Raw genomic sequence first — 17,977 nt, forward strand, 5'->3', positions numbered from 1 at the left:
GGGGCATTTTTTTGTTGTATAAGCTGGGGAGACTTGAGTGGAGAAAAACCAATGGATTGGCGGACGATTGTCGATCCCATGGCGTATCATACCCCGTCTTTTTTCCGAGAAGGTGTCTATGCTCACCCTTCGGGAGAGCGGTTCACTATTGTCCACCCTGCTACAGGTGAGCGAGTCTGCACCTTCCACGTCGGAGATGCCCACAATACGACATTTGCTGTGTCCGTTGCAGATCGTGCTTTTCGTGAAAGCGGGTGGGCAAAGGCATCGCGCTTCGAACGCGCGGGGGCACTGATTAAGCTAGCCCAGTTGCTACGAGCAAACAAGGAACGTCTCGGAACACTTGAGGCGCTCCAAACAGGCAAACTTCTTTCGGAGTGTGTTGGTCACGACGCAGATCGTGCGGCGCAGAACTTCGAGATGTTTGCTAAAGCAGTCGGAGGTGGCGACCTCAAGGAAGAAGTTCTCGAGCAAGAAACAGCATTTCTAGATCGGAAAGGTCGCGCTTCGACAACGGTCTACCGCAATGCGGTTGGAGTCGTGGGCATCATCATTCCATGGAATAGCCCGCTCATGCTTTCCTCATGGCATGTGGCGCCAGCTCTTGCTGTAGGAAACACGGTGGTCTTGAAACTTCCGTTGTGGGCGCCTCTCGCGGTGCTTGAGCTTGGTAAGCTAGCCAACGAGGCGGGGATTCCTCCTGGGGTCTTCAACATCATTGTCGGAGACAAAGAAGCAGGCGAAGCACTAGTTGCTGATCCGCGTGTAAAGCGCATCTCGTTTACCGGCAGCGTCCCTGTTGGGAAGGCGATCAATGTCGCAAACGCGAAAGTGCGCCTTACTCCGCCAATGCTCGAGCTGGGCGGCAAGGGAGCGAACATTGTCTTCAGCGATGCATCTCTCGACGCGGTCAAGGGTGTCGCGCGAAGCATCTGGAGAAGCCAAGGGCAGTCCTGTGTTGCGGGTTCTCGTCTCTTGCTCCAAGAAGGCATCTATGATGATTTTATGCAGCGACTTAAGGATTACACCGCAAGTCTTCGCATTGGCAATCACATGGAGCACGGCACTGAGATTGGCCCGGTCATTACAAGGAAACACCGCGATCGGGTAATGGAGATGATTGAGATGGCAAAAGGGGAGGGTGCGCGCCTCTCTCATGGCGGCACGGTCCTTGTAGGAGAAGGGTGCGCAAACGGAAACTTCGTTGTGCCAACGATCTTTGAAGAAGTAACGCCAGAGATGCGGATTTTCCAAGAAGAAGTGTTTGGTCCGGTGCTTACCGTAACGCCGTTTGCTGATGCGAATGATGCCATCACGCTCGCGAATGCGACGCCATTCGGTCTTTCCTCGAACGTGTGGTCAAGCGATGTGGGTTTCGCACATGGCGTTGCCCAGAGCATTGAGGCGGGCATGGTGTGGGTCAACTCCCATTTTGTCCGCGATCTCCGAGCGCCTTTTGGTGGGGTTAAGGACAGCGGCACTGGTCGCGCAGGTGGAAAGTGGAGCTTGGAATATTTTACCGAGCCGCAGATGATCTGCGATTTCGTGCCAAACTAAAGTAAAAGAAAATACCCTCCGATTAGAATCGGAGGGCTTTTATTTTATGCGATGTCTTATGCTGCGATAGTCTCGCGCAATATTGCTAGATTCTTCCGTAACTGCGGCTCGAAGTCGTTTTTGGGTAGCATATACGGTGCGCGTGGCTTCCCCATGTCGATACCCGTGACAATGGATGCAGCGAGCTTTGTCGACCCGACATGTCGCTGGTTGTCCTCTCCACCGCGGGGGAAGGTGATATTGGTCTGGTTCTGGATATCCTCGATTTTGCGGTGGACAACAGATCTCCCCGTCTTGTCGAAGATGCGCCACATGGCGACCACGGCCTCAAGTGCAAAGATGTTCACGAAGCCGCCACCAGAACCAAGGACCAGTCCTGTGGAAAATGCTCGGAATGTCGTGAAAATTGGAACGACCCCACCCACCTCAATGAACAAAGGCTCGAGATGCGATTGCCGATCAGTCTTTACTTCTTTCATTCCCACAACACCGGGGATGCGCACGAGCCTACCAGCAAATTCTGGAGAAATACTCACTTTGGAGAGCTTTGGATTATGGTACACCACAACGGGGAGGCCTAAGGCCGCCACCTCGCTGAAGTGTTGGAACACTTCGTCTTTGTCGGGCACCCAATAATATGGGGGAACGACCTGCGCCGCCATGTACCCGAGATCTCTTGCCCTTTTCGTGTGGGTGCGGATCTTCCAAAGGCATGTGTCAGCAGTGGTCGCGATAAGGCGAAGCCGTGGGTGGTATTTTGCGACATGGTTGGCGCAAACGCCGAAGCATGCCCACCGCTCGATGTCATCGAGACAAGCGAATTCACCAATACTTGGTGTTACCACAATTCCATCGGCACCGTGTGTTGCGCACCAGTCGATCTCTGCGCGAAGGGCGCCGTAATCGATGCGCCCCTCTTCATCCATGGGCGTGACAAGCATCGCGTAGATGCCATGAGGAAGGCGATTCATACGTTTCCTCTACCACATCTTTCTGTCTGAAATGTGTTCTTTTTTGATCTGTTTGTCAAGAAAAAACCACCAGTGTGGTGGTATCAATGCGGTACATCGAACCAAAGATTCACTTGGCCCGTGCCGACAGCGGCCTCGTATTCGCCCAACTGCTCGGCCTTAAGTGTGCAATACTGCCCGCCGAGCGTACCTACCATGCGGAGGTAGTGCGAGAAGCGACCCTCTGGTGAGGCAACGCGGCGATATGCGGGGGCAAGGTCAATGACCCTCTCATGTCGCCCGGCTTTCAGAAGTTCAATAATCTGTTCATCCATCGCTCTATTCTCGGGAGGAATGTTTGCCAAGTCAGGTGAAGCTTTTTGGAAAAGCTCATCAAATGGATGGAATTTATGGGAGAGGCCTCCAGACGCGACCAATACGACACGGCGACCACTTTTCCCGATGGCTTCGCGGATGGCAGCCCCGAGATCGAGATCGTTTTGCACCGACGTCGTGAAGTTGTTGCTAATGGGGAGAACTCGTCGTTTCTTCCTCGTGTTTAGGAAGTGCATCGGCACAAGTGTTGGATAGTGGTATGGCAGGTGTTTCTCTGTCGACCGCATGACTCGGATCAAAAACCGCATGTCGTTAGCCGTGTACCCGATTTCCTCTGCAAGCTCTGGGTCACCAGGGTAGTCGAAGCGGAGATCGTGTATCATAGTGGGCACTTCTTCCGAGGTGTAGATTCCTCGGTGGCGTGCCCGACCGTCAACCACAATGTGCGTGAGTGCATTCCAGTGCGTATCAAAGACGATGAAGGTGTCGAACTCTAGCGCCGCAAGCTTCTCTTTAATGCGCGCGTAAGCGTCGAAAAAAGTAGTACCCTTGCCTTGCGTGTATCTCGCTCGCTCCTCCGCCGACATCATAAGTCGTGGAATATGCGAAAGAAGCACGGCACCTACGATTTCGCCCATTGTGTTTTTGCCCCGCTCTCTGCCGTCAGACTAACTGTTTTCCAAGGTGGCGTCAAACAAAAAGCGCAAAGATTACTTTGCGCTAGTCTTCAAACTATCCAATATGCGACGGGGGATGAAGACTCCATGGTGTTCTTCTCGCGCCGCCTCCTCGACGTCGTGGTAGAGATCCCGGGCGAAATCGGAGGAGAAACTGTCGCCTGAAGAAAAAGTACTACCCACTTGTGGTCGCTCTACGAATTCAAAAAATGGGGCTTCGTCTGACGGCAGTCTTTCGTCAAAGGGATATCCAAAAATCTGTTTTATTTCGCCACCCCACGGATCCTGACGTTGCAGAAGTTCACCCAGGAAACCGACACCCCTCTCCCTTGATTCATCGAGGAATGCCGCAATGTTCTTTATTGCCACAGCGATATGCTGGATGCTGTGATCCCCATGTCGTTCGACATACTTTGTGACCTGAGATTTTTCTTCACGGTCGATTCCTGCGATGAGAGCAATGGATAGATTGCCTGCCTTGATGCCGCAGAGCCGCATACTTGAACTGCCGCCAGGGTTTGCATCCGCAATGTCATAGAATACTCGCCCGCCGAAGATTTTTGTCCAAACCCCCTTCCATGAGTCGAATGTCTCTTGCATTACCGCAATAGCGACGTGGTCCACCCCAAGGATTTCCCAATTGCGAGAGGACATTCGTCTCTCCGCGCGAAGGATTCTTCCTGTGTTGTATCACGGGGTCGTAGACTGTACACTTGACAGGCGTCCGTTTTGTCTTCCTCTCTGATGTTTTTTTTGTTACTATAAGAGATATATCGTGTATGGAAAAGACTGAAATCCAACATCTCGCAGAACTTGCGCGAGTAAAGATTACCGACACACAACTAGAAGCGCTTCGAGGGGACCTAGGAGCGATTTTGAACTATGTCTCGAAGATAAAAGAGGTGAGCGGAGACACCTCTGGGGTAAGTGATCTGGGTCTTGTGCGCAACGTAATGCGTGAAGACGGAGAGCCGCACGAGAGCGGAGTCTATTCTGAAGACTTGCTTGCCGAGGTGCCACAGCGTGAGGGGCAGTATATCAAAGTCAAAAAGATTCTTTAAGCTCTTATTTCTGATGAAGATCGCATTACAAGAACTCACAATTTCAAAAGCGCGCGAGGGGCTACTAAGGGGCGAGTTTAGCGCTCGCGATTTAACCACGGCCTATCTGAAGCGCGTCGAGGAGGGGAATGGCGAGATTAACGCATACCTCGAGGTTTTTGACGACGCTGAATCACAAGCGAAGGAGGCGGACAAAGTCATAAAGGCAAAAGGCGCCGAAAGCCCGATGCTTTGCGGCATCCCACTCGCAATCAAGGACAATATTCTCATCAAAGGGCGAAAAGTGTCAGCCGCTTCAAAGATTTTGGAAGGGTATCGTGCGACGTATGATGCGACCGCAATAATGCGACTTAAGAAACACCATTCCGTTTTTCTTGGTCGTGCGAATATGGACGAGTTTGCGATGGGCGCCTCAACCGAAAACTCCGCTTTCGGTGTAGTAAGGAACCCGCATGACCAAACACGTGTCGCGGGCGGTTCCTCGGGTGGGTCAGCAGCGGCTGTTGCCGCAGATTTCGCCCTCGCGGCACTTGGATCTGACACTGCAGGTTCTGTACGCCAACCCTCTGCCTTTTGTGGCACAGTGGGCCTCAAGCCGACGTACGGAAGCGTTTCCCGCTCCGGCCTCATCGCCATGGGCTCATCGCTCGATGTCATCGGCCCCATCGGCAAGACAGTCGAAGATTGTAAACTCATTTTCAAAGCAATAGCCGGTCAAGACCCGCTCGACAGCACCTCTATTGAGGCCTCGCCAGCGACTGATGAATTGCGCCGCCCCCTTGTCATAGGAGTTCCGGGGGATTTCGTGAAGAACGGAGTTGACGAAGACATTTCGGCGAACTTCTTGGAAATAGTCGCCAAACTTGAACGTGCCGGTATCGCAAAGGTAAAAGAAATCAGCCTTCCGCTCCTGCCGTATTCTTTGCCCGCGTATTACACGATCATTCCTGCAGAAGTGTCCACCAACCTTGCACGTTTTGATGGTGTAAAGTACGGAGCGTACAAGGGCGGGAGCTCTCTCCTCGCAGACTACCTGGAGACGCGTGCTCTGTTTGGCCACGAAGCACATCGGAGGATTTTGCTCGGCACGTATGTGCTCTCTGCGGGGCATGCCGATGCGTATTACAACAAAGCAACCGCTGTGCGCGCGCTTGTGCGCAAGGAGTTGTGCGCCGTGTTTGCGGGAGAAGAAGCGGTTGACGTTATCATGACCCCCACGACTCCGACACCCGCTTTCTCCATAGGAGAGAAGTCGCAGGACCCGCTCTCTATGTATCTCGCAGATATTTTTACCGTCATTGCGAACATTGCCGGCGTTCCTGCTTTGTCAGTCCCATCGGGCACGACACTTCGAGACGGAAAGAAGCTTCCGCTAGGCATACAGTTTATGGCGGCCCACAGGAACGAAGCCGCCCTGTTCGCTGCTGGAGTCGCAATCGAGCAAATCAGATCGTAATTGTTTATGGCGCCATTTGAACCAAACTATTTAAACGTCGAATATTTCTTCAACCTGTTGCTCTACCTCTTGGGAAGGGCGTACCTCTTTCTTCTGTGGCTCCTCGATTGGCTTGCACGTACCGACTTCACCATTTGGAAAATTCTCTTTTGGATACTAACGTTTATCATCCTCGGCCTTATCGTATACGCGGTAGTAAAGCACAGGAAGTTGGACAAAGCGATGGAGGAGAAATATGGCGAAGTGCAGATTAAGTATCTCGAGCGCCAGTCGCTTGCAGACCGCAACCTCAAATGGCAGCGCGTGCTCGATTATATTGATTCACAAAATGAGTCCGACTGGCGCTTCGCCATCATGGAGGCAGACTCAATGCTTGACGAAGTACTCGACGCTGCCGGGTATGTCGGCGATACGTTAGGGGAGAAGTTAAAGGGCGCGGTAATCGGTGACTTCAAAACTTTGAACGAAGCGTGGGAGGCGCACAAAATTCGAAACCAAATTGCGCACGAAGGAACAAACTTCTATCTTTCAAAACGCGAAACAGAGCGTATCATTAACCTCTATCGCAAAGTGTTTGAAGAGTTTCACTTTGTGTAAACAAAACGTCCGCGGAAGCGGACGTTTTGTTTTGTCTCACGCATCAGTTTTTAGTGTGTTTCTGTACAAGATTGTTAACTAATGCATCAATGTGTTCTCTGCCGAGGCGAAACACATCTGCATCCTGAATGTCCCTTTCGCTAATCGGCGAGGGGGTGGGGTCAAGATCAGCTATCACCATCCTAGGGAAGCGGCGCACGCCCAACAAATCTTTTCTTTTTTCAATGGGGCGGGGCACAGCCGCATCATCCATTTCGTCCGTGTACACGGTAAAATCACCGACATAAAAGGCGCTCGCCTCGAGGAAGCCCTTCATGTGTTCGACATCCTCGGGATTCTTGTTGATTGCTAAGAAGATTCCAATATCGAAAGGAATGCCGTATTTCCGTAATTCTCGCGTCGCATCAATGAGGCTGTCACCCTTAAACAATGTGTCGTCAATAATAAGTACTCTTTTACCCTCACTTTTTATTTTTTCTGCGTCATCAAACAGGGCCTTGAGTTGAGGGGTTGAGGTTGCTTCATAGTGCGGAGCCACAAACAGACGTTGAGGAGGTGGCTGGCCACCTCGCTTGTATAGTTCTGAAATATATTTACCCACAATGAGTGCTGGAATGCGCCCCGATGCCTCAAGGCCAATCACGTACGGATACTCACCCCTCCTGATGCTTGCGTCTAGTTGCAGAAGGAGCAGGTCTGCCGGCTCCTCAAAAGAGCGGATATATCGTTCGATTCGTTCCTGCTCTGATAAATGATCCAGGGATCCCGCAGGCTCGGCTTCGTACATTTTGGGCGGTTTTTCTGCCATTACTTTCAGTATAGCAAAAGCAAAAGTAAAAACGCGCACCTAACGGCACGCGTTTTTACTGTACTTGTTGCGGGGACGGGAGTCGAACCCGCTACCTCAAGGTTATGAGCCTCGTGTGCAACCGTTACACTTCCCCGCGATCAATGTCTTTTTATACCATAATTGTACGTCGTTTGCAATTGCTCGTGTTTATCAAGGCTCGGGCATGCTGACCAGGCATCTTGACTTTTCTCGTTTATTCCACTATAGTTTTTTGGGGCAACATGCTCCAGAGAGGAGTATACGGAATGTACTTTTGGATCTACGGCGTTCTCGCTGCAGTTCTCACATTCGTAGGGTTCGCACTTGCTGACCCTGAATCAAAGTCTGATAGAGTCTGGATTCCTATTGTTGCTGGTATTTTCTTTGGCTTGCTTGGCTGGCTCTTTATGCCAGTCTTCGCCTGGAACTTCTACGAGAATTGGATCTTGCTCCTACTTCTCGGCGTCTGTCTTGTTGTCGGAGTGTATGGGAGACGCGGTAGTTATGAGGAGGAAGTCTCTAAGTTTGCACTTGTGCTGATTGGCTTAGCCGCCATGGGGATTATGGTGATAATGCCACTCACGACTTGGAGCTTGCTACATGCTGATAGCTATCGCAAACTCCTCGGTACGCCTGTCGAAAGCCAGTTCAGTGCAGATGTTTCCCCGGTCGACAGCACCCAGTATCGCATTGTCGATGCCGGGTATGCTCTCCAGATTGGCAACAAACGCGTCGAAGGAGTTCCTGGACTAGGTTCACGTGTCGACCTCGACACGCTGACCATCCAAAGAGTCAACGGCTGCTTCAGTGTACTTGATGATGAGGGCGTTGAGGAAGAGCTCTGCTTCAACGATAAGCTCGTTTGGGTAGGTCCTCTTGCACACTCAGGGTTCTTCAAGTGGTGGGCGAACAATGTCACCCCTGGCTATGTCATGGTGAGTGCGACTGATCCATCAAACGTCCATCTGGTTACGGCGATTAAGCCGCATACTTCTATGGTCGCCAGTGGGCGTACAGAGCCGGCAAGGATGGGCACTCCCGTCACTCGTCCGAATGGATACACCGATCTTGCCATTCGCTACTTCCACAAGGGTGGATACTTTGGTGACTATATCGTTCGGCACTTGCGCACGAATGGCTACGCATCGATGGGGTTGATAGACTATGTTTTCGAGATTGATGACAATGGTCGCCCATACTGGGTCGTCACCAAGTTCGAGCGGAGAGTTGGATTCAGCGGCGAGGATACGGTCGGCGTCGTCGTGATTGACGCCCAAACGGGTGAGATCAGCGATTATTCTCTCGCAAATACGCCTGCGTGGGTTGATCGCATGCAGCCGGAAGACATCGTGACCGCGCAGCTCGACAATTGGGGAGACTTTGTCCATGGCTTTTGGAATGCCCTCTTCGCGAAACGTGACGTGGTAGAGACTACTCCTGGTATGGAGTTGGTCTACGGCGCCGATGGCAAAGCCTACTGGTATTCGGGCATACAGTCGGGGTCTGGTTCTGCCCAAGCGACGAACAGCTTTGTGATGGTGAATGCTCGTACAAAAGAAGTTCGCCGTTACATGGTTGCTGGCGCAAGCGAGCAGGCAGCGCAGGCTTCGGCACAGAACGCAAAGGGCGTTCGCGAGGCTGGGTTTACGGCCTCATCCCCGATTCTCTACAATGTTGGCGGCGAGCCCACGTATTTCATGCCCCTAAAGGGTGGTGATGGGCTCGTGAAGATGTTTGCGTTCGTAAGTGTTGCAAACTATGAAGTGACGGGTGTCGGCCGCACTGTCCCAGAAGCGCTTCGGGATTACCAAGTTGCGCTCGTGAACCGCGGCAGAAATGTCCGCATTGATGATGTAGTGCAGCGTAAGCGCATCGAGACGTTTGTGGTAGCGGTCGCCAAAGAGGGTGACTTCTATTACCTTCGCCTTGAGGGTCAAGTTGGCCAGGAGTTCTTCGCGTCATCCAACGTGAGCCCGGAGCTCAAGTGGACGATGGTTGGTCACGCTGTGGTGATTGAGGTTGATGTCGGAGAATCGCCCAGTGTTCCCATTGTGCGATTCGACAACAAAGATCTTGCCATCTCGACCTTTAATTAAGTTTTTGACTATCGCTAGCCGTTCGGGTTATCCCGGCGGCTTTTTTATGCACACATAGTTGACCCTTGGGGAGACGTGTGTAGAATTGTATACTGATACGAGGGCAGGGGGTCCGATTCAAACCGGACAGGTCGCGGGCACACCCCCCACCAAAACAGCCCGGAGTAGCTCAGTGGTAGAGCATCTCACTCATAAAGAGAAGGTCGTGAGTTCGATCCTCACCTCCGGGACAAGAAGAAGATGTTATTTGGTGTGGGGGGTGTGAAATCCCCGTCACCGTCATAAAAAAGAACGCTGGACGAGTCTATGAAATCAGAGTAAGCTATGTAAACGTGTAAAGTGTAGTCATGCGGGTGTGGTGTAGCCTGGTTAACACATCCCCCTGTCACGGGGAAGATCGTGGGTTCAAATCCCATCGCCCGCGCATAGACAAAAACCGCCCCGACGTTACGTCGGGGCGGTTTTTGCGTAATCGCTGAAAATCGCATATTATGATGAGGTCGCCGCCGGAGTAGTTCAGTGGTAGAACGCCATCTTGGTAAGATGGAGGTCGAGGGTTCGATTCCCTCCTCCGGCTTTGATTGAAAGGGTATTCCATCCCAAAATGACGACCACTTTTAGAGTTTGATATTGGTCGCCGATTCGGGTATAATGAGGAGATGCCAAACCCAAAGAAACCCAGGGAAGACTGTTTAAACTGCGGAGAAGAGACTGCTCGTGCAGGATATAAGTACTGCAGCAATAAATGTCAGCATGCGTATCAGTATGAAAAATATATCAAAAAATGGAAGGCTGGAGAGGTGGGTGGTTTAATTAACATCGGAGTAGTTTCCACTCATGTAAAAAAGTACTTGCGGAAAAAGTTTGGAAATAAGTGTTGCTTGTGCGGATGGGCAAAAGTTAATCCAAAAAGCAGGCTAGTTCCCCTGGTTGCTGATCATATAGATGGCAATTGGCGGAACAATAAAGAGACCAACTTGCGTCTTTTGTGCCCCAATTGTGATTCTCTAACTCCAACGTATGCTGCACTAAACATAGGGCGTGGAAGGAATGGCCGAGCGTTGAGTAAGCGCGCAAAATAAGCCCGTAAACTGCTTTCCCGTAATAGATAAAGTAGGCTATAATGCAAGTTGCGCCAGAGTAGCTCAGTTGGTAGAGCGGACGCTTCGTAAGCGTCAGGCCGTCGGTTCAATCCCGACCTCTGGCTTCAGGGTTTAAAAAGTAACCAACGCCCAACAATCATGAGAAACATCATAGTTATCGGGGGGATTATCGTACTGCTTGTCGCAGGAGTGTGGTGGTCGCGTTCGGCGTCTACAGACAAGGGGGAGGTTATCTCGAAGAGCGGTATCCACTGGCACTCGACTCTCCATGTCTACAACAAGGGAGAAAAGATGGCCATCCCGGCGGACATAGGAGTTGGTCCACAGTACGCCAGCGTGAGAACTTTTGACACGCAAATGGGTATGGCCGCAGTACACACGCATGCTGCAGACGGTGTCATTCACCTTGAGTTCCCAGGCATGGTGCTAGAGGAAGACACAACACTCGGCAACTTCTTTGCTATATGGGGTAGGGACAGTATGGATTTCGGTTCCTCCGTACGCATGACGGTAAACGGAGAGGAGAGCGAAGAACTCCTTAATTATCGGATGAGAGACGGAGACGTTATAGAATTGCGATATGAGTAACGGTTCGTTCTCAAAGAACAATTTTTAGAGTATAATAGTACAATGAAAGGGAGGGAACAGATTGAAAAACGTCTTGCCGAGATTGAGAAAGAGATGGGGGCAAGCGATTTCTGGCAAGACAAGGATCGTGCTCAGAAAGTCGTCAAAGAGTACAATGAACTGAAAGAAGGAGCTCTAGGTGTCGGTAAGCATGATAAAGGCAATGCAATCCTAACCATTTTCGCAGGCGCGGGAGGGGATGATGCGGAAGACTTTGCTCGCATGCTTTTCCAAATGTACCGCGTTTTTATTGAAAACAGCGGATGGGAGCTCTTTATACTTCATAAAAACGAGAATGACCACAACGGGTTTAGAAATATCACCTTCGATGTTCGTGGTAAGGGGGCATATGGTATATTAAAAAACGAAGCAGGGGTACACCGACTGGTTCGCATTTCACCTTTTTCGGCAAAAAAGCAAAGGCACACGTCATTTGCCATGGTTGACGTCATTCCAGAAATTCCCAAAGCAGAGGCGGTGGAGATTCCGGAGGGGGACATACGTGTTGAGTTCGCGCGCTCAAGCGGGCCCGGCGGACAAAACGTCAATAAACGTGAGACAGCAGTCAGGATTGTGCACCTTCCCACCAACATTGCGGTTCATGTCGAGTCCGAGCGGTCGCAAGAGCGCAACCGAGATAGGGCGCTCGAGATCCTCCGTGGTAAACTCTACCGTAGGAAAGAAGAAGAGGCGGCGAGCGAGGAGGCGAAGTACCACGTCTCGAAGACCACCGAGGCAGAATGGGGGAGTCAGATGCGCTCCTACGTTCTTCACCCATACAAATTGGTCAAAGATCATCGCACTGACGTCGAGGTCCGGGATACAGAGGCGGTGCTTGAGCGAGGTGAGTTAGGACCATTTATTGAAGCAGAGAAAGATTTGTAATGAAATGATCCACTTCGATAACGTTTCAAAAGTATACTCTGATAATGCAAAAGCGCTCGACAGCGTCACTTTTTCGGTCGCCCCCGGGGAGTTTGTCTCCGTTGTGGGTCATTCCGGCGCAGGCAAATCAACACTCCTCAAAATGCTTTTGCTCGAAGAATGGCCAAGTTCTGGCACAGTCTTTTTTGAGTCGAATGATGTACACGGACTTCATTCTCGGGACATCCCCGCGTATCGTCGAAAGATTGGCGTCGTGTTTCAGGACTTTCGTCTCCTTCCGCACAAAACAGCATATGAAAATATTGCATTTGCCATGGAGGTTGCTGGTCGCACTGATGAAGAAATCGCATCTGATGTTCCAGAGGTTCTTAAGCTTGTTGATTTAGGAGACAAGATGTGGAACTTCCCGGATGAACTTTCAGGAGGCGAGAAACAGCGCGTTGCCATTGCGCGGGCAATTATCAATCAACCGGACGTCATTTTGGCCGATGAGCCAACAGGCAACCTAGATCCAAAGAATACCAAAGAGATCGTAGAGATACTTCAGCACATTAACGAGCTTGGCACGACTATCGTTTTGACTACGCACAACAAGGGCGTCATTGATTCGCTCGGCAAACGCGTGATTACTATGGAGCGAGGCAAAATCGTTCGGGACGACAAAAAGGGGAGATACGTTTTGTAATGACTAATTCCTAATTTCTAATTATTAACGAAGCCTATGTTCACTGATTTTAAGCGCGTCATTAGAGCGGGTATACTCAACTTCTTTCGCAATGGATTTGTTTCCCTTGCGTCGGTTTTGGTTTTGACGATTACACTCTTCATGATCGGTTCACTCGTTTTCTTCAGTGCAATAATGGAGACGGCCCTCGCGCAAATCAAAGACAAGGTAGACGTTAACGTGTATTTCTTGACCGGCGCCGAAGAGGCAGCAATCCTCGCTTTGCAAAAAGAACTCTCCACACTCCCCGAGATCGAAAAGGTGACCTACACCTCGAAGGAGGATGCCCTCGCGCTATTTAAAGACCGACACTCAAACGACATTTTGACCCTCCAAGCCTTGGAGGAGCTTGGTGAGAACCCGCTGGGTGCGAGTCTGAATATTAAAGCCAAAGACGCAGAGCAGTACGCGTCTATCGCGCGTTTCCTGGAAAACAAAAATACCGAAGCACCCGCAGGCGAGCGCATTATCGACAAGGTCAACTACTACCAAAACAAAGTGGTCATCGACCGCCTTGCTCGCGTCATCGACAGCGCAGAGACTCTGGGCATCGCAATCGTCGCCATCCTCGCCTTCATATCCCTCATCATCACCTTTAATACCATTCGTCTCGCTATCTACACGGCGCGCGAAGAGATTTCTGTCATGCGCCTTGTCGGTGCAGAGAAACGCTACATTCGAGGGCCTTTTCTTGTCGAAGGGTTTCTCCATGGGGTCATTTCTGCGGTTATCGTCCTCGTCCTCTTCTTTCCGCTTACCTACTATCTTGGAGGACCGACTGCGCGCTTTTTTGGCGGCGTCAATGTATACGAGTACTACCTTGGAAACTTTGGCGAACTCTTCCTCATCGTCGTTCTCTCCGGCATCGCACTTGGTATTGGTTCAAGCTTCATCGCAGTTCGCAGATACATCACCAAGAAATATTTGAAACACTAAGCATTAAAGCGCAGCACTGTACAAAGCCACATGTCTTCTAAAAAACATAAATATATCTTCGTAATCGGCGGTGTCATGTCCGGCGTCGGCAAGGGTATTGCCGCTGCTTCAATGGGGCGGATTCTTCAGGGCAAAGGGTTCAAGGTCAACGCCATCAAGATCGACCCGTATTTGAATGTGGACGCGGGGACGATGAACCCAACTGAACACGGCGAAGTGTTCGTGCTTGGTTCCGGGCTTGAGTGCGACCAGGACATGGGCAACTACGAGCGTTTTCTCGACACGAGCCTTACCGACGATTCGTATGTTACGAGCGGTATGGTCTACAAGTACGTTATCGATCGTGAGAGGAACTTGAGCTACCGAGGCAAGTGCGTAGAGGCAATCCCGCACATTCGCGATGAGATTATCCGTCGCATCGAGCGTTCCGGAGAAGTGTCAAAGGCAGATATCACGTTGGTAGAAATCGGGGGCACGGTGGGCGACTACCAGAACACCCTTTTTATCGAGGCGGCGCGTGTCATGCACTTGAACCACCCCGGTGATGTCATTTTCATCATGCTCTCGTACCTCCCTATACCAAAAGTCACGGGGGAGATGAAGACGCGTCCGACGCAAAACGCGGTGCGTCAGCTCAACTCCTACGGCGTCCAGCCGGACATCATCATTGCGCGTAGTGAGGTGCCGCTCGACAAACGAAGGAAGGAGAAGATTGCTGTGACGTGCAACATCTTGTGGGAGAACGTTATCTCTGCGCCGGATATCGAGAGCATTTACGACGTTCCGATCAACTTCGAAAAGGACAAGATAAGCGAAAAGCTCTTAAACGCACTCTCGCTCAAGGCAAAGCGGGGGAGCGACCTTAAGCGGTGGCGCGCTTTTGTTGCAAAGACAAAGACGGCGCAAACGCCGGTCAACATCGCAGTTGTCGGCAAGTACTTCGACACGGGCGACTTCACGCTCTCGGATTCGTACATCTCTGTCATCGAGGCGCTCAAGATTTCCGCCTATCACGCCGGGAGAAAGCCCCGTATCACATGGCTCAATGCCATAGACTACGAGAAGGACCCGCGCAAACTCCGCGAGCTCAAAAAGTATGATGGGGTTTTGATCCCTGGTGGCTTTGGCGACCGTGGAGTAGAGGGCAAGATGCGCGCCATCAAATTCGTCCGTGAAAACAAAATCCCGTATTTTGGCCTCTGTTACGGCATGCAACTCGCTATCATTGAATACGCACGCAATGTCGCCGGGTTAAAGGGGGCACACACTACGGAAGTAAATCTCGACACCTCTCACCCGGTTATCGACATTATGCCGGAGCAAAAGAAACTTTTGGAACGACAGGAGTATGGTGGGACCATGCGGCTCGGCGAGTACCCAGCGCTTTTGAAGAAGCAAACAATTGCACGGAGGGCGTACGGGGCGGAGGTCGCGCGAGAGCGACACCGTCATCGGTACGAAGTGAATCCGGGATACATTGAACGCTTGGAGGAGACAGGTCTTGTTTTTTCCGGCACTTCGCCTGATGGGAAACTGATGGAGATAGTGGAGCTTCCAGAAAAGGTGCACCCCTTCTTCCTCGGTACGCAGTTCCACCCAGAATTTCACGCTCGACCCCTAAGCCCGCATCCGCTTTTTAACGCGTTCATTAAAGCGGCCTTGCGCGCGCGACATTAGCGTGTTTGTTGAGTTGCGTTTTGATAGTGAATACGGTAGTGTGGAGAGTATTGTTTTAAAAATTTAGTCTTGTTTTTAAGAGTATGCATCAAGGGAATTGGACATGTAGTTCGTGCGGAGGATCGATAACAGAGCTTCCATTTGAACCACGAAGCACTACTAACTTATTGTGCCGAGCGTGCCACGCCTCGAAAGGGGGAACGCGTCGCGGGAATGGGAATGGAAATGGTGAGCGCAAGATGTTTGAGGGCAACTGGCAGTGCGCAGATTGTGGTAATGCAATCACGAAGCTTCCATTTGAGCCACGTGAGACAGGCAATCTCCGCTGTCTCGTTTGCTTTAAGAAATAGTTTTTAGCTTGAAAACAGGGCACACCGCCGTACGGCGGTGTGCCCTGTTTTCGTTCTGTAATAAGCTTTTTTAGCGACCCATCGGCACCGTTGGAGAGGGGGCTTGACAGGTCATTACTAGTATGCTAAGTTAGGCACGGAACGCGCTCCTGCGTTCGAACCCCGAAACCACAACCACGAGAGGAACTACTCCGATGCGCATGCTCATCTCTGGCTTCGCCGCCATGGTCAACAGCGCGATGCAGCAGGGTCTGTCCGAGTTCAAGCGCTACACCGACAAGGACACCCTTCGTGCGGCAGTCGCGTCCGCCACTCTGACCGGCTGGGCCGACGGCAGCTTCGACCCCAACGAGAAGCGCAAGGCGATGACGGTGCTGACGAAGCACCCGGCCATGGCGCACTTCAAGATGGCCGATATCACGACCACCTGGGGCGAGCTCGACGGCGTCTACATGATCGATCCCACCATGGGCGACGACCAGGCCCTCCAGTGGATCAACGCCGCCCGCGCCAAGCCCGAACCGGTCCGTCGCGTCATCGGTATGATCGGCTGCGCTGTGGCCGGTGCCGACGACAACTTCGACGCCAACGAGGTCAACAAGGTGAAGGCGACGTGCATTGCCCTTGGCCTCGCACCCTCGACCGTTGCGCCGCTCGTCACCGCCGCCGGCAAGCACGGCATCGCACTCTAAGCTCTTTCATCTCAACATTTTTTATCTTCAGGCACCCGCAAGGTGCCTTTTTCGTTGTTTCTTAAAGGTCTTTGAGATCACCCCACCATCCCAACCCAATAGTGGGCTTGACATATTTGGTGGGTATGCTAACATGTTCCTTGGATCCAATGCTGGATTCACCTGGGAAGTCCACCGGAAACCCAGGTACAACCCTGCAGGAAAAAGGACACAACCCAATGAAGACGTACACCGGACTCACTGCCATTGCCGTTGCTGCCGCCGTCCTCGCCGATGGTGTCGTCGACACCGCCGAAGTCGCCGCGCTCCGCAAGTACATCTTCGCCGACGGCAAGGTCGACGCGGATGAATTCCACCTCGTGACCGTCATCAACAACGCCGTCGCCAAGAGCGAGAACGCCGGCCACGACATGCCCGGCTGGACCGCGCTCTACACCGACGTCGTCGCCGCCTACGTGCTCGAGGACGAGTCGTCCCCGGGCGAGGTGAGCGAAGCCGAGGCCACGGAGCTCGTGCGCGCCTGGTCGGGTGACAGCACGTTCGATGCTCGCGAGAGCTCGGCTGCCCGGACCATCGCCACGCGTGCGACCAAGATGCCGGAGGGCTTCCGCGCCTTCCTCACCGGCCGCGGCATCAGCGCCTAACGTCGGCGAGTCCAATACGAGTAGTACCTTCGCCGCAGAGTAGTAAACGCATTCGCGCCCAGCTGGACCACCGGCTGGGCGTTTTAATTTTACGAAACGAAGGAATAGTTGACATGCATGGTTCTGTATGGTAGTCTCTCCTGGTACCAGTACCAACCGAGTACCAGGAGCAGAGGAGCAAACGCGCAATGACGTGGAAGGGAAAGTTCATCGGACTTGTGCTTGCGTTGACGGTTGTCGTCGGCGGCCCCTACATGATGTGGGCTTGGCCGACCGTTGATGAGGCGAAGATCGTCGACGCCTCGAACAAGATCATCACTGGCACGACGAATGACCAGTTCCGCATCGAAACCGTGCGCGCAGACACCGGCAAGGTGTACGTGTATCGGAACGATGATGCGCCGTACGTGTTCCCGTTCTTCTTCTACTTGAAGTGGGACAGCCAGGACCTGAACACTCGTGCCAAGTCGTATGCCGGCAAGGACGTCATTGTCTGCGTCCGGTCGTATGGTTGGCGTGTCCCGTTCATGAGCTGGTTCCCCAACGCGACAAGCTTGTGGGCCAAAGAGGGCGATAGCTGCTAACGCAGTTCTACGCCGACGCCGTCCTTTATGGGCGGCTTTTTAGTTGTTTTTTTGTCTATTTAAAATTATCCTTAGAACGATTAGGGTGTTTCCAAACTATTTGGACCATGAAAGGGGTTGACTTCTATCCCCAATTATGGTATACAATCTCTGGACATGTGCGTCCAGAGGACAACGAAAAGGAGTCCTTATGAAC

The 17,977-nt window shown here is 52.0% G+C and carries 18 protein-coding genes and 5 tRNA genes; 18 read left to right on the forward strand and 5 right to left on the reverse strand.

Features of this window, described 5'->3' with window-relative positions:
• The first annotated feature begins 51 nt into the window (after positions 1 to 51).
• Complete coding sequence (locus HY455_01430) at positions 52 to 1,557, forward strand: aldehyde dehydrogenase family protein (protein MBI4118187.1); 1,506 nt, start codon at positions 52 to 54, stop codon at positions 1,555 to 1,557.
• Between the two features lie 56 nt (positions 1,558 to 1,613).
• Here the strand turns inward: HY455_01430 and HY455_01435 are convergent, their stop codons facing one another.
• The 3 genes from HY455_01435 to HY455_01445 form a co-directional block, all read right to left on the reverse strand.
• The gene (locus HY455_01435; GenBank protein ID MBI4118188.1) at positions 1,614 to 2,528 is read right to left on the reverse strand and encodes a dihydrodipicolinate synthase family protein; all 915 of its coding nucleotides are present in this window, start codon (positions 2,526 to 2,528) and stop codon (positions 1,614 to 1,616) included.
• 83 nt (positions 2,529 to 2,611) lie between these two features.
• Positions 2,612 to 3,481 (reverse strand): catechol 1,2-dioxygenase, encoded by an 870-nt coding sequence (locus tag HY455_01440; GenBank protein MBI4118189.1) that lies wholly within the window; start codon positions 3,479 to 3,481, stop codon positions 2,612 to 2,614.
• Positions 3,482 to 3,553: 72 nt separating this feature from the next.
• Positions 3,554 to 4,174, reverse strand: coding sequence for a hypothetical protein (locus HY455_01445; protein MBI4118190.1), 621 nt, complete (start codon positions 4,172 to 4,174; stop codon positions 3,554 to 3,556).
• 125 nt (positions 4,175 to 4,299) lie between these two features.
• On the opposite strand from HY455_01445, the gene gatC reads away from it, so the two are divergent.
• Genes gatC through HY455_01460 form a run of 3 tightly spaced genes read left to right on the forward strand, consistent with a single transcriptional unit; the run spans position 4,300 to position 6,634 of the window.
• Positions 4,300 to 4,581 (forward strand): Asp-tRNA(Asn)/Glu-tRNA(Gln) amidotransferase subunit GatC, encoded by a 282-nt coding sequence (gatC, locus tag HY455_01450; protein ID MBI4118191.1) that lies wholly within the window; start codon positions 4,300 to 4,302, stop codon positions 4,579 to 4,581.
• 13 nt (positions 4,582 to 4,594) lie between these two features.
• Positions 4,595 to 6,037 (forward strand): Asp-tRNA(Asn)/Glu-tRNA(Gln) amidotransferase subunit GatA, encoded by a 1,443-nt coding sequence (gatA, locus tag HY455_01455; protein MBI4118192.1) that lies wholly within the window; start codon positions 4,595 to 4,597, stop codon positions 6,035 to 6,037.
• Between the two features lie 6 nt (positions 6,038 to 6,043).
• The gene (locus HY455_01460) at positions 6,044 to 6,634 is read left to right on the forward strand and encodes a hypothetical protein (GenBank protein MBI4118193.1); all 591 of its coding nucleotides are present in this window, start codon (positions 6,044 to 6,046) and stop codon (positions 6,632 to 6,634) included.
• A 43-nt stretch (positions 6,635 to 6,677) separates the two neighbouring features.
• Here HY455_01460 and HY455_01465 read toward each other — a convergent pair whose 3' ends face one another.
• On the reverse strand, positions 6,678 to 7,442 hold the full coding sequence (locus HY455_01465) for a phosphoribosyltransferase (protein ID MBI4118194.1): 765 nt from the start codon (positions 7,440 to 7,442) through the stop codon (positions 6,678 to 6,680).
• A gap of 67 nt (positions 7,443 to 7,509) precedes the next feature.
• Positions 7,510 to 7,581, reverse strand: a tRNA-Met gene (locus HY455_01470).
• A gap of 124 nt (positions 7,582 to 7,705) precedes the next feature.
• Here HY455_01470 and HY455_01475 point away from each other — a divergent pair.
• The 14 genes from HY455_01475 (at position 7,706) to HY455_01540 (ending at position 17,781) form a co-directional block, all read left to right on the forward strand.
• A complete protein-coding gene (locus HY455_01475) occupies positions 7,706 to 9,559 on the forward strand; it encodes a hypothetical protein (protein MBI4118195.1) in 1,854 nt (617 codons plus the stop codon).
• 158 nt (positions 9,560 to 9,717) lie between these two features.
• Positions 9,718 to 9,789, forward strand: a tRNA-Met gene (locus HY455_01480).
• Between the two features lie 119 nt (positions 9,790 to 9,908).
• Positions 9,909 to 9,983 (forward strand) — tRNA-Asp (locus HY455_01485).
• A gap of 81 nt (positions 9,984 to 10,064) precedes the next feature.
• Positions 10,065 to 10,136: transfer RNA gene (locus HY455_01490), tRNA-Thr, on the forward strand.
• A gap of 82 nt (positions 10,137 to 10,218) precedes the next feature.
• Entirely contained in the window at positions 10,219 to 10,641 is a 423-nt protein-coding gene (locus HY455_01495) for an HNH endonuclease (protein ID MBI4118196.1), read from the forward strand.
• 52 nt (positions 10,642 to 10,693) lie between these two features.
• Positions 10,694 to 10,766 (forward strand) — tRNA-Thr (locus HY455_01500).
• Positions 10,767 to 10,800: 34 nt separating this feature from the next.
• Positions 10,801 to 11,250 carry a hypothetical protein gene (locus HY455_01505; protein ID MBI4118197.1) on the forward strand — a complete coding sequence of 150 codons (450 nt, stop codon included), beginning with the start codon at positions 10,801 to 10,803 and terminating at the stop codon, positions 11,248 to 11,250.
• 42 nt (positions 11,251 to 11,292) lie between these two features.
• Complete coding sequence (locus HY455_01510) at positions 11,293 to 12,174, forward strand: PCRF domain-containing protein (GenBank protein MBI4118198.1); 882 nt, start codon at positions 11,293 to 11,295, stop codon at positions 12,172 to 12,174.
• 4 nt (positions 12,175 to 12,178) lie between these two features.
• Positions 12,179 to 12,859: a cell division ATP-binding protein FtsE gene (ftsE, locus tag HY455_01515; protein MBI4118199.1), complete on the forward strand. Its 681-nt coding sequence runs from the start codon at positions 12,179 to 12,181 to the stop codon at positions 12,857 to 12,859.
• Between the two features lie 36 nt (positions 12,860 to 12,895).
• Entirely contained in the window at positions 12,896 to 13,834 is a 939-nt protein-coding gene (locus tag HY455_01520) for an ABC transporter permease (protein MBI4118200.1), read from the forward strand.
• 30 nt (positions 13,835 to 13,864) lie between these two features.
• Entirely contained in the window at positions 13,865 to 15,511 is a 1,647-nt protein-coding gene (locus HY455_01525) for a CTP synthase (GenBank protein ID MBI4118201.1), read from the forward strand.
• A 544-nt stretch (positions 15,512 to 16,055) separates the two neighbouring features.
• A complete protein-coding gene (locus tag HY455_01530; GenBank protein MBI4118202.1) occupies positions 16,056 to 16,553 on the forward strand; it encodes a tellurite resistance TerB family protein in 498 nt (165 codons plus the stop codon).
• A gap of 218 nt (positions 16,554 to 16,771) precedes the next feature.
• Positions 16,772 to 17,197, forward strand: a complete 426-nt coding sequence (locus HY455_01535) for a hypothetical protein (GenBank protein MBI4118203.1) — start codon at positions 16,772 to 16,774, stop codon at positions 17,195 to 17,197.
• Between the two features lie 188 nt (positions 17,198 to 17,385).
• Entirely contained in the window at positions 17,386 to 17,781 is a 396-nt protein-coding gene (locus HY455_01540) for a DUF1523 family protein (protein MBI4118204.1), read from the forward strand.
• Positions 17,782 to 17,977: the final 196 nt, after the last annotated feature.

The sequence above is a fragment of the Parcubacteria group bacterium genome, assembly GCA_016204045.1.
Classification (GTDB): Bacteria; Patescibacteriota; Minisyncoccia; order Phycocordibacterales; family UBA2135; genus JACQLQ01.